This window comes from Actinomyces urogenitalis DSM 15434 (assembly GCF_000159035.1).
Lineage (GTDB): Bacteria > Actinomycetota > Actinomycetes > Actinomycetales > Actinomycetaceae > Actinomyces > Actinomyces urogenitalis.
Genome location: NZ_DS999574.1, coordinates 249,537 through 263,818, shown reverse-complemented (window position 1 = coordinate 263,818; position 14,282 = coordinate 249,537). Strand labels below are relative to the sequence as shown.

The following is a 14,282-nucleotide window of genomic DNA, read 5'->3' as shown; positions in this document are numbered from 1 at the left end:
CGCTCGATCATCCTCGCCGTTCTCGTCGTCCTGGTGCCCGCGCTCGCGGGCCTCATGGTGCTGTCTGCGGCCACCACCCCGGCCTCGCAGGCTGCGGCGATCCCGGCCGCCATCGTCAACCTTGATGGTGCCGGAGCCTCGACGGCCGACGGTCAGGCGCTGCCGGCCGGGCGCATGCTCGTGGGCCGGCTGACCGGCCCTGAGGACTCCATGACGGCACGCTCAAGCACCGGCGCCACCACGCAGCGCCTGGACTACTCCGTGGTCAGCCAGGACACGGCGGAGCAGGGCCTGAAGGACGGCACCTACGACGTCGTCATCACGATCCCGCAGGGCTTCAGCCAGTCGATCGTGGACACGTTGGCGGGCCAGGCCACGCCGGCCACCGTCACGGTGAGCACCGCGGGCTCGGTCTCGCAGGCCGTGGGGGCAGCCAGCCAGGAGATCGTCTCGGCGGCCGCCGATTCGCTGGGCACCACCGTGACCCTGGCCTACCTCAACGGTTCCCTGACCCAGATCGGCGGGATGAAGGACCAGCTGGGCACGGCTGCGGACGGTGCCAAGGATCTGGCGGACGGCGTCGGCCAGGTCGGTGACGGCGTCACACAGGTGGATGAGGGAGCCGAGCAGCTGGCGAGCGGAGCCGGGTCCCTGACCCAGGGACTGGAACAGCTCAGCTCAGGGGCGGCGACCCTCTCCTCCGGCACCTCCAGTGCCGCCGCGGGCGCGGCCCAGCTTGACTCGGGCGCCGCCAGCCTCGCCTCAGGGGCCGGTGAGCTGTCCGCCGGTGCCAGCAGCCTGAGCGCAGGGGTGTCCAGCTACACCGCCGGCGTGGGGCAGGCCTACTCCACCCTCACCACCCAGATCCTGCCCGGCGCCTGGCAGCTGGCCGACGGCGTCGCGCGACTGGCGGCGGGCGTAGGAGCGGCGTCGGACACGCAGGAGAGCGGAACGCTCTACGGCGGCGTCAACGCGCTGGCTGACGGGGCGGCGCAGTCTGCCGCAGGCATCGGCACCTCGGATGACTCGGCTGCGGCGGGCTCCCAGAGCCTGTACGGAGCCGTCAACGACTACACCGCAGGCGTGGCCCAGTCCCAGGCCGGGGCAGCCCAGGTCTCTCAGGCTCTGGCTGGTGCCTACCAGCAGTGCCTGGCCGACCACGGGCAGGCTGACGCCACGTGCCAGTACCTGGCCGGTGCGGTGGCCGGAATGGGAGGGGAGTCTGACACCCAGGCCTCGGGCACGGTCATGGGCGGGCTGAACTCCCTGGCGGCCTCCTCTGCGCAGATGACGGGAGCCGTCAGCCAGGTCGCTACCGGTGCTCAGCAGCTGAATGCGGGCGCGGCCGAGCTGCGTTCGAGCGTGGCTGAGCTGGCCTCGGGATCCCAGCAGTCCGCGTCCGGGGCCTCCGCCCTGGCTGCCGGTCTGGGCTCGGCCTCCGATGTCTACAACCCGGCTACCGGTCAGGGCGCCACCCTGGCCGGGGCTCTCGCGACCTTGTCCGGGCAGGGCTCGCAGCTGGTGGACGGCGCCGCTGGCGTGAGCGACGGTGCCGCGGCGCTGACGCAGGGCGCCGGGCAGGTATCGGCTGGGTCCACCTCCTTGGCGCAGGGCCTGGCCCAGCTGACTGCCGGCACCGACTCCCTGGCCACCGGTGCGGGCTCGGCCCGTGACGGTGCGGTGCAGCTCGCCCAGGGATCTAGCTCTCTGGCCGAGGGCACGGGCTCCCTCAAGGATGGGGTGGACCAGCTCAGCTCTGGTTCCTCCAGCCTGGCGGACGGCCTGCGCACGGCCGTGGACGCCGTCCCCTCCTACAGCGAGGAGGAGGCCAGTGCGCTGGCCAGCTCCCTGGCGCAGCCGGTGAGTGTGGACGAGACACAGGTGGGTCGCACGAGCCCGAAGAGCTCGAGCATGCCGGCCGCTATGTCCCTGGCCCTGTGGGTCGGTGCGCTGGTGATCGTCTCGGGTCTGGGCCTGCTCAGCCGTCGGCGGGTGGAGGCCTCCATGAGCTCGGCACGCCTGGCGATCGCCTCGCTCCGCCCGGCGCTGGGCCTTGCAGTTGCTCAGGCCCTGCTGCTAGTGGCCGTGGTGGCGCTGGCTGGTGCGGACCTCGGCGGCGGGGCCGATGAGCTGGCCCAGGTTGTGGGTCTCGTAGTCGTCGGCGCTGTCTCGATGACGGTGCTGCATGCTGCACTGGTTGCCGCCCTGGGTACCCGTGGTGGCACAGGCGCCTCGGTCCTGCTTCTGGTGGCGCAGGCGGTGTGCGTGGTCGGGGCCTCGGTACCGCAGGCCTTGACGGGTGTCTTCGCCGGGGCTGCAGGCTTCCTGCCGGTTCCGGTGCTGGCCTCCGCGCTGCGCTCGGTGGTCTTGGGGGCGGCGGGAGTCAGCCTCGGCAGCGGGATCGTCATCCTCCTGGTGTGGGGCTGCGCCAGCGCACTCGTCATGACGCTGGCAGTGCGCCGCCGTCGGGCTACGAGCTTGGAGGCGCTGCGTCGCGAGGCCCTCGTGGTCTGAGCCTGGGCGCCGCGATCTCAGGGACGGCCAAGCGGCTCATGAGATCGCGCGCTGAGGGTGGGGGCGGGCGGTGCTCCGGCGTCGCCTGGAGCCGCCTTGCGGTGGTAGAGCAGGTAGGTGCCGATGCGTGAACGCAGGGTCGGGCGTACCTCGCGCGGCCAGCGCTGGGCCACATAGGTCACGGCGTCGTCGACTCCTTCCTTAAGGAGCACCTGGCATGAGCGGGGCACTACAGGACAGCATGACGCCGAGCGGCCTCGGCCCCGGTTCCAGCTTGGGCTCCGGCTCCAGTTCCGGCTCCGGCGGTTGCGGTCCCTGGGCCGGGCCGGCCGGGCCGGGCCAAGTGGCTGGCACGGTCGCCCCGGGCCTTGAGCCCGTACGCGAGCTCATGGCTGAGATGGCGGCGCAGGACCCGGACTACTCCGCTCAGCTGAGTGCCTACGTGGGCGGCCAGCAGGTCGTCGACCTGTGGGCCGGACCCCACCAGGGGGCGGACACCCTCACCGGAGTCTTTTCCTGCACCAAGGGAGTCTCCGCCCTGACCCTGGCCCGGCTGGTTGAGGCCGGTGAGCTGGACCTGGAGGCTCCGGTAGCCCGCTACTGGCCCGAGTTCGCCGCCGCCGGCAAGGAGTCGGTGACCGTCACCCAGCTACTCAGCCACCAGGCCGGCGTCGTCGGCGTTCCCGGCGCGCGGATCTCCACACGCTATGACTCGCGTGAGATCGCGGCCGGCCTGGCGGCCATGCGGCCGCTGTGGCGCCCCGGCCGGGCCTTCGGCTACCACGGCACCGCGATCGGCCCGCTCATGGAGGAGCTCTATCGCCGCGTGGGCGGCGAGGAGCTTCAGGAGGCCTACGCTCGCGAGGTCCGCCAGCGCTACGGCATCGACTTCTACGTCGGGCTGCCTGAGGACCTTGAGCCGCGCTACGCCCCTGTCCTGCCTCCCCTGGAGGAGGGGCCGGTCACCAGCCAGGACGTGGGAGAACCCCACGGCTCGCTCGCGCCGGCCGAGCGGGTGGCGGACGACCTAGGCTCGGTTGTCTTCTTCGGAGCCGGGCCCATGGATCCCGACGGCGTCATCGAGCCCAACCTGCGACACCTGCGCGCCGCCGGCATTGCCTCGATCGGCGGAGTCGGCTCCGCCCGCGGCCTGGCCCGGGTCTACGCCGCCGCCGTTACCGGCGTGGACGGCCAGGCCCCCTTCCTGGGGGAGGAGACTGTGGCGATCATGGGCACCGAGCAGTGCTTCGGGCCGGACCGGGTGCTTGGCGGGATCGAGGCGAGCTACGGCGTCGTCATGCAGAAACCGCACCACACCGCGCCCTTCGCCTCCTGGCGAGCCATCGGGCACGACGGCGCCGCCGGGTCCCTCGGCTACGCCGACCCCACGTACGGCCTGGCCTTCGGTTACGTGCGCCGGCGCATGGCCGTGCCCGGCGGGCTCGACCCACGCGCTGTCCGGCTCTCGGCCCGCCTGCGCTCGCTGCTCGACCCCGTCCTTCCCTTATGACCCAGACCACCTCAGACACGGAGAGGCACATGACCCACGCACCACTGATCCGCGACCTGCGCGACGCCCTGGATCTGCTCGCCGGCGATGCCGAGCAGCTGGTCGTCACGGACTATCCGGTCGACCCCGAGGCCGAGCTGGCTGGCGTCTACAAGCGTGTGGGTGCTGGGGGCACGGTGGCCCGGCCGACCAAGCGCGGCCCGGCCATGCTCTTCAGCTCGGTCAAGGGCTATCCGCGCTCGCGGGTGCTGGTGGGTCTCATGGCAGACCGTGCCCGAGTGGCCCGGCTGCTGGGCTGCGCCCCCGACGCGCTGGGGCAGCGCATGTCCCAGGCGCTGGACGACGCCGTCGCCCCCGTGGTCCTCGACGCCGCGGCGGTGGCGGCCGACCCCTCACTCGCCCCGGCCCAGGAGGAGGTCTACCTGGCCAGCGAACCGGACTTCGACATCCGCCGGCTCCTGCCGGCTCCCACCAACACCCCGGTGGACGCCGGCCCCTACTTCTGTCTGGGACTGCTGCACGGCAGCGATCCGGACACCGGCCACAGCGACGTCACGATCCACCGCATCTGCGTCCAGGGACGCGACGAGCTGTCCATCTTCTTCGCTCCCGGCCGTCATATTGACGCCTTCCGCGCCAAGGCAGAGGCAGCGGGGCAGCCGCTGCCGGTGACCATCAACATGGGGCTCGATCCTGCGATCACCATCGGGGCCTGCTTCGAGGCGCCCACCACCCTCTTCGGCTACGACGAGCTCCAGATCGCCGGAGGGCTGCGGGGCCACGCCGTCGAGCTCGTCCCGGCGCGGACCGTGGACCAGCTGGCCATCGCCCGCGCGGAGATCGTTATCGAGGGCGAGATCCTGCCCGGTACGCGAGTGGTGGAGGACCGCAACACCGGCACCGGTCACGCCATGCCGGAGTTCCCCGGCTACGACGGGCCGGCCAACCCCTGCCTGCCGCTCATGCGCGTCACCGCGGTGACCACGCGTCACCACCCCGTCCTCCACACTCTCGTGGGGCCGGGGGAGGAGCACACGAGCCTGGCCGGGATCCCCACCGAGGCCTCGATCCTCCACGCCCTGGACGCGGCGCTGCCGGGGTTGGTCACCCAGGTCTACGCCCACACCGCCGGTGGCGGGAAGCTCATCGCCGTCCTCCAGGTGGCCAAGCGCTCGGCGCTGGACGACGGCCGCGCCCGCCAGGCGGCGCTCGTGGCGCTGGCGACCTACCACGAGCTCAAGAACGTCATCCTGGTCAGCCAGGACGTGGACGTCTTCGACACCGACGACGTCCTGTGGGCGATGACCACACGCATGGTCGGCGACCTCGACATCATCACGATCCCCGGGGTGTGCGGCCACGTCCTGGACCCGAGCCAGCAGCCGGCCTACGACCCGCGCCTGAGCGCCAAGGGCATGACCACCAAGACCATCTACGACGCCACCTACCCCTGGGCGATGCGTGAGACCTTCGAGCGCGCCCAGTTCCTCGACGTCGACCCGGCGCCGTGGCTGGCGGCCGGCGCTCCCTACGAGCCGGACGGACAGGAGTGAGCGGGCATGAGTGAGACGGTGCTGCGCGGTGCACGGCGGCGCGAGCGCGTCGTCGTCGCCATCACCGGGGCCTCGGGCACGGTCTACGGGGTGCGGCTGCTGCAGGCACTGGCGGCGACGACGGTGGAGACGCACCTGGTCATCTCGCCCTCCGGCCAGCTGACGCGGTCCCTGGAGACGGACTGGTCGAAGGAGGAGGTTGAGTCTCTGGCTGACGTCGTATGGAAGCCGAGTGACATGGCGGCCGCCATCTCCTCAGGCTCCTTCCGCACTCGCGGGATGGTGGTGGCGCCCTGCTCCATGCGCACCCTGGGGGAGATCGCCTCAGGCGTGACGAGCTCGCTCGTCTCGTGCGCGGCAGACGTGACGCTCAAGGAACGACGGCGGCTCGTGCTCGTGGCCCGGGAGTCGCCCCTCAGCCTCATCCACCTGCGCAACATGACGGCCGTGACCGAGGCGGGCGCCGTCGTCGTCCCGCCGGTTCCCGGCTTCTACACCCGTCCGGCTACGGTCGAGCAGATCGTGGACCAGACGGTGGGGCGGTGCCTGGACCTGCTGGATATCGAGCCGGCCGAGGGCTGGCAGCGGCGCCGCTGGGGCGAGGGCGAGCTGGCTCGCTGAGCGGCGCCTCAGGCGCCGAGGGCGGCCGCCATGGCCCGCGGCCCCCGCGTGCTTCCGTGCCTTCTTGACGGTAGGCCGTGCTCTGCAGAGTCAGGCCAGGACCTGGTCCCACTCCTCACGGGCGTCCAGGAAGGCGCGGACGGCGTCCTGGGCGGCGGTCAGGCAGTGGTTGGCGCCCCAGCCACACTGCACCTTGTTGGCCGCCGGGACCTCGGTGGCCTCAAGGATGTCCCGGAAGGTGGCCTCCAGCAGGGGGACGAACTCCTCGGGCTCGATGCCCAGCGTCAGGGCGTAGAAGCCGGTCTGGCAGCCCATGGGGCCCCAGTCGATGAGGCGGTCGGTGTGGTTGCGCATGAGCTCGGCCGTCAGGTGCTCGATGGAGTGGACGGCCTTCATGTCCAGGTGGTCGACGTTGGGCTGGGTGAAGCGCACGTCGTACTTGACCAGCTCGTCCCCACCCGGCAGGTGCTTGCGGTCGGCCACGCGGATGAAGGGGGCGGCGACCTTGGTGTGGTCCAGGTTGAAGGACTCCACGTTCATGCGCGGGCCGTCGGTATCCGTGTAGGACTCGTTGTGCGGGGTGGGAACAGGGCTCTGCTGCGTCATGGCGTCAGCCTAGGGTCCGTCCCTTCCGCCTCGCGAGTGTGCACCTATGCTGCCGTGTGTGCACCTGGGGACTACTCATTGGGGTGCACAGGTGCACACTCGCGGACTGGAGGAGAGCACATGGAGACGCAACAGCCTGTGGCGAGGATCGTCGTCGGCCCAGCCTCGGCCCCTGCCCTCGTCCTCCTGCACGGCATCACTGGCTCGGCCGTCTCCCAGAGCGAGGCGATCAGCCACTGGGCGCGCGCCGGCTACCGCGTCATCGCGCTGGATGCCCGCGGGCACGGGCTGTCCCCGCGCTGGAGCCCGGAGCAGCTGGCGCGCGCGGGCGAGGTCCTGGTTGACGACGTCGTTGCCGCCCTGTCTGAGATCGAGGCTGAGCGCTCGGCCCGGCTAGCAGCAGCCCTGCCGGCGCCGGCTGTCCCGCCCGTCCTCATCGGGCACTCGATGGGAGGGGCGACGGCGATGGTCGTGGCCGCCCGTCACCCCGAGCTGGTCGCGGGTGCGGTGCTGTGCGACCCTGCCCGCTATGGCCAGCGCAGTCCAGCCGAGCTGCTGGCACGAGGGGCGGCGCGGCGTCGTGCGCTGGAGAGCGAGCTGGCCGACCTGCCGGCGGCCCTGAGCCGGTCCCTCGCCTCGGACTCGGTGCCGCACGCCGAGGCCGCGGCGGGAGTGTGGGCCAGCCAGCATATGGACCCCGCGCTGCTGGGTACCGGGGTCGTGGCTCCCGAGGTGCCCTGGCTGGAGGCCATGGCGGAGCTGAGGGTGCCCACCCTCCTCGTCACCGGGGACCGCCCTGGAGCAGCACGCGTGGGCGCGCAGGGCCTGGCGGCGGTGGAGGCGCTCGGGCATGCCAACGTGACGACGGCGCTCGTGCCGGGCGCCGGGCATGACGTGCGCCGGAGCCGGCCGGAGGGCTTCTATGCCGCCGTCGACCCCTGGCTCGCCCAGGTCCTGCCCGCCTGAGGCCCGCCCGTCTGGGGCCTGCCCGTCTGAACCGTGGTTTCACATACGGAACCGGGGGCTACCCCGGCCCTAGACCACGGTCCAGCACAGAAAACCCCGGTCTTGAGGGAGGGGGCGAGGGGCTGGAGAGGGCGAGGGAGTGGACAAGGCCGTGCCGGGGGGTCGGAGCGAGCCGCAAGTCCCAGGCGAGAACGTGACCTACTGCATACAATCGCGGCGGTTCCGGCAAGGAAGCTGGAACGTCCCCGTTCCCGCGCCCCCTGAGCGGCGCCCCCCAGGAGGAGCTATGCCGAGGTCTTCCGCTCGCTCGACCCGTACCAGTCCCACACGCTCTCTGGCTCCTGCACGGGCGGTCAAGGGCAAGGGAGCGGGGCTGTCCACCAAGCAGCTCATCGGCCTCGTCCTGGGTGCGATCGTCTTCATCGCCCCCTTCCTCATCGACGTGCCCGACCTGGACCCGCTGGGCGAGCGGATGCTCTCCATCTTCCTGCTGGCGATCGTCCTGTGGGTCACCGAGGCGATCCCGCTGGTGGCCACGGCCGTCCTGGTCATCGCCCTGGAGGTGCTCCTCGTCTCGGACCAGGCCCTCCTGGCGGTGCCTGAGGACGCAGCGAAGTACTCCTCCTTCCTTGGGGCGCTGGCCAACCCCGTCATCATCCTGTTTCTGGGCGGTTTCCTCATTGCCGACGGCGCAGAGAAGTACCACCTGGACAAGAACCTCGCCGCCGTCCTCATCCGGCCCTTCACCGGCTCGGCCCGCAGGACGGTCCTGGGCCTGATGATCATCACGGCCTTGCTGAGCATGTTCATGTCCAACACGGCCACCACGGCGACCATGTTCGCCGTCGTCATCCCCGTGCTCGGCGCGCTGCCCGCCGGCAGGCCACGCGCCGGCCTGGCCCTGTCCATCCCGGTGGCCGCCAACGTAGGAGGCATCGGCACGCCGGTGGGCACCCCGCCCAACGCCATCGCGCTGGGGGCGCTGGCTGAGCAGGGCTACCACATCTCCTTCGGCTCCTGGATGGTCATGGCGATCCCGCTCATGCTCGTCATCCTCTTCGGGGCCTGGCTCCTCATCGCCGTCATGTTCATCCCTGCCGGGCTCGGCATTGAGCTGGAGATGAAGGCCAACTGGCACACCGACCGCAAGGCCGTGACCTTCTACGTCATCGCCGCCTGCACGATCCTGCTGTGGATGACCGAGGCCCTGCACGGCATGAGCGCCAACGTGGTGGGATTCCTGGCCGTGGTGGCCCTGTTGGTGACCAAGGTGATGGGCGGGGAGGACCTGGGCAAGCTGTCCTGGCCGGTGCTGTGGCTGGTGGCCGGCGGTATCGCGCTGGGCGACGGCGTGGGCAAGACCGGTCTGGACGCCTGGATCCTGGGACTGTTCGACTGGAACTCCATGCCGGCGGTGGTCGTCATCATCGTCATGGGCGTGCTCGGGCTGGCGATGTCCAACGTCATCAGCCACTCGGCTGCCTCCAACCTCCTCATCCCCCTGGCCATGGGGCTGGCCACCGGCATTGACGGGCTGGACCCGGTCACGATCGCCGTCATCCTGGCGCTGGCCTGCTCGCTGGGCATGAGCCTGCCGATCTCCACCCCGCCCAACGCCATCGCCTACGCCACCGGAGAGGTGATGACGGCGGATATGGCCAAGGTGGGCATCATCGTCGGCGTCGTGGGAACGGCCCTGCTCGTCCTGGTCATGCCGACCGTCTGGTCCGCCCTGGGGCTGCTGTGAGGCCCGCATGACCCTTCAGCCACCTGAGGTGCCCACGGCGCAGCCCGACGGCGTCAGCGAGGACGAGCAGCTCGTCGTCGCCGTCGTCTCCCCTGCCTCGCTGGGAAGCCAGGCCGCCCACGAGGTCGAGGCGGCCGTGCGCGGGGTGGCGCAGGTGGTGCGCGTGCGCTCGCTGGCTGAGCTCTTCGCGCGTGCCAACCCGCAGCACGCCGAGCCCCTGGACACGGTGGCCCTCATCATCGCCACGGACGAGGTGGGCAGCCTGGACGACGTCGCGGCCGCCGTCGACCACTACCCAGCCGTGGCCTCGGCCAGGCTCGTCCTGCTGACAGAACGCCTGGAGCTGACGGACGTGGGGCGCGCGATTGACGAGGACCTTGTCCAAGAGGTCGTCGCCGTGCCGTGGACGCCAGGGGCGATCGGCGGGCGCGCTGCCGCCCAGATCCGCCGTTGGATGCGTGACCACCGCCCGGATGACCCGCGCCGGGCTCAGCTGGGCCCGGATGATGATGAACCGGCCTCATTACGCTCGCCCATGCTGGAGGCGCTGGGGCAGTCCACTGACCGTCTCACCATGGCCTTTATCGCGGCCTGCGAGAAGGTGCTCGGGCCGCGCCCGCGCCTCCACCTCGAACCAGGCGTGCGCCTGACGCACCAGGGCCAGCCGGTCGACGGCGTCTACATCGTCGTCTCCGGGGCGGTGGCCCTGACCCGGCACACCCGGGTTGGTGAGGTGACGCTGCACCACGCCACGACCGGCCGCATCGTCGGCCTGGTCTCGCTGGCCTCCCACGGGCGCGCCTTTGTCACGGCGACGACGACCACCGACGTCGAGCTCATCTTGCTGTCCATCGAGCAGCTGGACCGGGCGCTGCGTGAGAACCCTGCCACCGAGCAGAACCTGGCCGCTCTCATCATCTCCTCCCTGACCAAGCGCCTGTCACGCTCGGAAATCCTGCAGGTGGAGAAGATCGAGCTGGCCGCGGCTGTTGAGGCCGAGCGTGCGCAGACCGCGCAGGCGCTGGCTGCTCTGGAGCAGGCGCGCCTGGAGCTGCTGGCACAGGAACGCTTTGCCACCCTGGGAGAGCTGGCGGCAGGCGTGGCCCACGAGCTCAACAACCCGGTGGCGGCGCTGGAGCGCGCCAGTGACCACCTGCAGGAGGACCTGGCGGCGCTCATGTCCACCCATCCGGACGGGAAGTTCGTCGCCGAGACCGTCCAGGCCGCGCGCACGCGGCCGGCGTCCTCCACCCGGGCCGAGCGTGCTGCTCGCAGGAGCCTGGAGGCCGTGGTCGGTGACCATGACCTGGCCCGTCAGCTGGTGGTGCTGGGCATGGATGCGGACACGGACCCCGAGCAGGTCCGTGCGCTGGCCGCGCAGCCGGAGCGGCTGGAGGCGGCGTTGACCGCGGCCTCGATCGGCCGGCAGGGGCGCAACATGGCCCTGGCCACGGACCGGATCCGCGGTCTGGTCTCCTCGTTGTCGACCTATATGCGTCCCGAGGGGGAGATGGACCAGGACGTCGACGTGTGCGAGGTCCTGGAGGACTCCCTGCGGCTGACCGCCCACCGCCTGGGAGGGGTGGCTATCGAGCGGGACTACGAGAACGTGCCTGCCGTGGTCGGTCGGGCCGGTGAGCTGGCCCAGGTGTGGACGAATATCCTGTCCAATGCCGCCGACGCCCTGGCCAGCGCCGGCCTGCAGGCACGTGAGAGCGGGCAGCGCTTTGATCCCCACCTCCTCATCCGCGTGGAGGACGCCGGTAGCGGGCAGGTGCGAGTGGATGTGGAGGACAACGGCCCCGGCATCGCCCCCGACGTCCTGCCCCGGATCTTTGAGCCCCGGTTCACCACCCGCCACGGCCAGGTCCGCTTCGGGATGGGGCTGGGGATGGGGTTGGCCAAGAGCGTGGTCGACGCCCACGGCGGCACCATCACGGTGCGCTCGCAACCAGGCTCCACCTGCGTCAGCGTCGTCCTGCCCGCGGCGGCGAGCCCGTCAGGTCCTCACTCATCACACAGTCAGGAGATGTCATGAAGCTGGTCATCCTCGTCGTTGAGGACGAGCCCGAGGTTCGCGACGCCGTCGTTGGCGACCTCGCCCCCTTCGCCCAGGTTGCCCGGATCGAGCCTGCCGAGGACGTGGAGGACGCCTGGGAGGTGGTGGCTGAGGCCGAGGCCGACGGCGATGCCCTCGCCCTGGTCCTGGCCGACCACCGTCTGCCGGGCCGCTCGGGCGTGGACATGCTGGTAGAGATGAGCTCGGACGAGCGCACCGCGGCGGCTCGTAAGGTCCTGGTTACCGGTCAGGCGGACCAGGCGGACACGATCCGTGCGGTCAACGAGGCCGGCCTCGACCACTACGTCGCCAAGCCCTGGCAGGCCGAGGACCTGCAGGCGGTGGTACGTGAGCAGCTGACGGACTTCGTGCTGGAGGAGGGGCTCGATCCCCTGCCACACCTGCCGGCCCTGGACGGTGCGCGGGCGATGGGCGCGCTGCGCTGGGAGGGCGGCGCGCCGGTGTGAGGCCCGTGACCTGGGCTGGCCGCTGCGTCTAGCCGGCCCAGGGAGTGGGACGATAAGCGCCGTGGAGCTGGTGTGGTTTGGCGCAGGTCTCGCAGTCCTGACGGCGTTGACGATGGTGATCCACCGCTGGGCGGGCCTGGCCACGGGGTGGGCCCCGGCCGTGGCGGCCTTACGGGCGGTCGTCCAGCTCGCCGTCGTCGCCACTGTGCTGCACGGGGTGCTCACTGTGCCCTGGACCGTTCTGGCCTTCATCGCACTCATGCTGACGACGGCGTCGCTGACCTCCGGGCGACGGCTGCGGGAGCTGCCTGGTGGTCGCAGGGCGGCGGTCGTGGGGATCGCTGCTGGGGCGAGCGTGACCGTGCTGCTCGTGCTGGGACTGCATCTGGTGGCGTGGGAGACGCGCTACCTCGTCAGTGTGGCGGGCGTCATCATCGGCAACTCGATGAGCGCGGCCATCTTGGCTGGGCGGATGTTCCTGCGGTCAGTGCGTGAGCGGGCGGATGAGATCCAGGGGTGGATGGCGCTGGGAGCCCGTCCCTCGCAGGCCTATGCCGAGGTGGCGCGGACGGCGGTGCGCGAGACGTTGGTGCCGACGATCGACCAGACGGCCTCGACGGGGATGGTGACCTTGCCCGGTGCCTTCGTCGGGGCGCTGTTCGGGGGAGCCAGTCCCGTCCAGGCGGCGCAGTTCCAGCTGGTGGTGCTGATCGGCATCATGCTGACCCAGTCCATCACGGCGCTGACCGTGGCGCGCGCTGCCTCAGCCAGCCCGGTCATCCCGCTGGAGCCGTGGACGCAGACGCGAGCGACGGCGTCGGCAGGCGCCTCGACGACGCCGCGGTGACGGGAACGCGGCGTGGGGAGGGCGGCGCGCCGGTGTGACGGTGGTTCCTGCCGGTCACCGCGGGCGCGGCATGGGAGGATCGGGTACATGAGCGCTTCCCCTGCCGTTCCTCCACGTACCAGCCGCACCCAGGGCGAGACGATCGCGCTGACGGTCGCCCTCCTGGTGATCGGCGGAGCCGGCGTCTACTTCCTTCAAGACCTGCTGGGCCCCGCCTTCTTCGCTCTCACGCTCGTCATCACGGTCAGGCCGCTGGTGGCCTGGGCCTCGCGTCACCACGTGCCGCGTCCGGTATCAGCGGTGGCTGCGATCGTGATCGTCTACACCTTCGTCCTGGCGCTGTTCGCAGCCCTGGGCGTGGCAGTGGCCCAGCTGGTCGAGACTCTGCCCGGCTACTCCTCGAAGTTCGAGGCGATCTGGGAGGACGCAGAGGGCCTGCTCACCAAGCTGGGTGTGGACCAGTCCACGCTGTTCGACCAGGTCTCCTCCATGATCGATACCTCCCGGGTGGTCTCCCTGGCACAGGGGCTGCTGGGACAGCTGACCTCCTTCGGAAGCCTCTTGATGATCATGGCGCTGACCATCGTCTTCCTCATGTTCGACATGTCGCGTATCGAGGTGCGTGCTGAGGCCCTCCTGCGCCTGAAGCCCGAGATCTCGACGGCGCTGGCGGACTTTGCCCGCTCGGTGCGCTCCTACTGGCTGGTCTCGACTGTCTTCGGTCTCATCGTGGCGGTGCTCGACGTCATTGCGCTGGGCGTGCTGGGTGTGCCGATGGCGGTGACCTGGGGCGTGCTGTCCTTCATCACGAACTACATCCCCAATATCGGCTTCTTCGTGGGCCTCATCCCGCCGGCGCTGCTGGCCCTGGTGGACTCCGGACCGTGGACGGCGCTGTGGGTGATCGTGGCCTACGTGGTGCTGAACTTCGTGATCCAGACCCTCATCCAGCCTAAGTTCACGGGCGACGCCGTCGGCCTGAACACCACGACCACCTTCCTGTCCCTGATGTTCTGGTCCCAGGTCATTGGCGCACTGGGCACGATCCTGGCGGTGCCGCTGACGCTCTTCGTCAAGGCGATGCTCATTGACTCTGATCCGCGGGCGCGCTGGGTGAGCATCTTCTTGTCTGCGGGGGACAACCCAGTACCGGCGCCGGAGACCATGGACGTCCAGACCCTGGACAAGCTGGACCTGGACGGCGACGGCGTGGGCGAGGAAGACCCGAAGCACGGCCTCGAGGTTGTTGAGCAGGCGGAGGGTGAGCGGTAGCGCGTGGCCACGCTTGGCGCTCAGGGGGAAGTCGGCTATAACGTGGCGCAGAGCCCTGTCCGTCATCGCTGGCTGCCGTTCCGCCTAGCATGAGGACGCTCCCCGTGGCGGGGGACCAGC

Annotated in this window: 12 protein-coding genes; 10 read left to right on the top strand and 2 right to left on the bottom strand. The window is 70.7% G+C overall.

Going from position 1 to position 14,282, the window contains the following annotated elements; translation table 11 throughout:
* The coding region (locus HMPREF0058_RS01105; RefSeq protein WP_006547804.1) for an ABC transporter permease at positions 1–2,514 on the top strand (2,514 nt) is incomplete at its 5' end.
* A 17-nt stretch (positions 2,515–2,531) separates the two neighbouring features.
* On the opposite strand, the gene HMPREF0058_RS13090 is transcribed toward HMPREF0058_RS01105, so the two are convergent.
* Entirely contained in the window at positions 2,532–2,744 is a 213-nt protein-coding gene (locus tag HMPREF0058_RS13090; protein ID WP_081449127.1) for a hypothetical protein, read from the bottom strand.
* A 113-nt stretch (positions 2,745–2,857) separates the two neighbouring features.
* On the opposite strand from HMPREF0058_RS13090, the gene HMPREF0058_RS01100 reads away from it, so the two are divergent.
* Genes HMPREF0058_RS01100 through HMPREF0058_RS01090 form a run of 3 tightly spaced genes read left to right on the top strand, consistent with a single transcriptional unit; the run spans position 2,858 to position 6,198 of the window.
* The gene (locus HMPREF0058_RS01100) at positions 2,858–4,024 is read left to right on the top strand and encodes a serine hydrolase domain-containing protein (protein ID WP_034236169.1); all 1,167 of its coding nucleotides are present in this window, start codon (positions 2,858–2,860) and stop codon (positions 4,022–4,024) included.
* Between the two features lie 29 nt (positions 4,025–4,053).
* On the top strand, positions 4,054–5,577 hold the full coding sequence (locus HMPREF0058_RS01095) for a UbiD family decarboxylase (RefSeq protein WP_050765651.1): 1,524 nt from the start codon (positions 4,054–4,056) through the stop codon (positions 5,575–5,577).
* A 6-nt stretch (positions 5,578–5,583) separates the two neighbouring features.
* Positions 5,584–6,198, top strand: coding sequence for a UbiX family flavin prenyltransferase (locus tag HMPREF0058_RS01090; RefSeq protein WP_006547800.1), 615 nt, complete (start codon positions 5,584–5,586; stop codon positions 6,196–6,198).
* A gap of 90 nt (positions 6,199–6,288) precedes the next feature.
* Here HMPREF0058_RS01090 and HMPREF0058_RS01085 read toward each other — a convergent pair whose 3' ends face one another.
* Positions 6,289–6,804, bottom strand: a complete 516-nt coding sequence (locus HMPREF0058_RS01085) for an S-ribosylhomocysteine lyase (protein ID WP_006547799.1) — start codon at positions 6,802–6,804, stop codon at positions 6,289–6,291.
* A gap of 120 nt (positions 6,805–6,924) precedes the next feature.
* Between HMPREF0058_RS01085 and HMPREF0058_RS01080 the strand changes: the two genes are divergently transcribed.
* The 6 genes from HMPREF0058_RS01080 (at position 6,925) to HMPREF0058_RS01055 (ending at position 14,162) form a co-directional block, all read left to right on the top strand.
* Complete coding sequence (locus tag HMPREF0058_RS01080) at positions 6,925–7,770, top strand: alpha/beta fold hydrolase (protein ID WP_006547798.1); 846 nt, start codon at positions 6,925–6,927, stop codon at positions 7,768–7,770.
* 286 nt (positions 7,771–8,056) lie between these two features.
* Entirely contained in the window at positions 8,057–9,517 is a 1,461-nt protein-coding gene (locus HMPREF0058_RS01075; RefSeq protein WP_006547796.1) for an SLC13 family permease, read from the top strand.
* 7 nt (positions 9,518–9,524) lie between these two features.
* The gene (locus HMPREF0058_RS01070) at positions 9,525–11,555 is read left to right on the top strand and encodes an ATP-binding protein (protein WP_006547795.1); all 2,031 of its coding nucleotides are present in this window, start codon (positions 9,525–9,527) and stop codon (positions 11,553–11,555) included.
* Positions 11,552–12,043: a response regulator gene (locus HMPREF0058_RS01065; protein ID WP_006547794.1), complete on the top strand. Its 492-nt coding sequence runs from the start codon at positions 11,552–11,554 to the stop codon at positions 12,041–12,043. Before HMPREF0058_RS01070 ends, HMPREF0058_RS01065 begins: the two co-directional genes overlap by 4 nt.
* A 61-nt stretch (positions 12,044–12,104) precedes the next feature.
* Positions 12,105–12,890, top strand: a complete 786-nt coding sequence (locus tag HMPREF0058_RS01060; RefSeq protein ID WP_006547793.1) for an ABC transporter permease — start codon at positions 12,105–12,107, stop codon at positions 12,888–12,890.
* 87 nt (positions 12,891–12,977) lie between these two features.
* Positions 12,978–14,162: an AI-2E family transporter gene (locus HMPREF0058_RS01055; RefSeq protein ID WP_006547792.1), complete on the top strand. Its 1,185-nt coding sequence runs from the start codon at positions 12,978–12,980 to the stop codon at positions 14,160–14,162.
* The last annotated feature ends 120 nt before the right edge of the window (positions 14,163–14,282 follow it).

Excerpts from the sequence above, each read along its gene's own strand:
- HMPREF0058_RS01095 (WP_050765651.1), top strand. The coding sequence starts at position 4,054 with ATGACCCACGCACCACTGATCCGCGACCTGCGCGACGCCCTGGATCTG.
- HMPREF0058_RS01090 (WP_006547800.1), top strand. The coding sequence starts at position 5,584 with ATGAGTGAGACGGTGCTGCGCGGTGCACGGCGGCGCGAGCGCGTCGTC.
- HMPREF0058_RS01085 (WP_006547799.1), bottom strand. The coding sequence starts at position 6,804 with ATGACGCAGCAGAGCCCTGTTCCCACCCCGCACAACGAGTCCTACACG.
- HMPREF0058_RS01080 (WP_006547798.1), top strand. The coding sequence starts at position 6,925 with ATGGAGACGCAACAGCCTGTGGCGAGGATCGTCGTCGGCCCAGCCTCG.
- HMPREF0058_RS01075 (WP_006547796.1), top strand. The coding sequence starts at position 8,057 with ATGCCGAGGTCTTCCGCTCGCTCGACCCGTACCAGTCCCACACGCTCT.
- HMPREF0058_RS01070 (WP_006547795.1), top strand. The coding sequence starts at position 9,525 with ATGACCCTTCAGCCACCTGAGGTGCCCACGGCGCAGCCCGACGGCGTC.
- HMPREF0058_RS01065 (WP_006547794.1), top strand. The coding sequence starts at position 11,552 with ATGAAGCTGGTCATCCTCGTCGTTGAGGACGAGCCCGAGGTTCGCGAC.
- HMPREF0058_RS01055 (WP_006547792.1), top strand. The coding sequence starts at position 12,978 with ATGAGCGCTTCCCCTGCCGTTCCTCCACGTACCAGCCGCACCCAGGGC.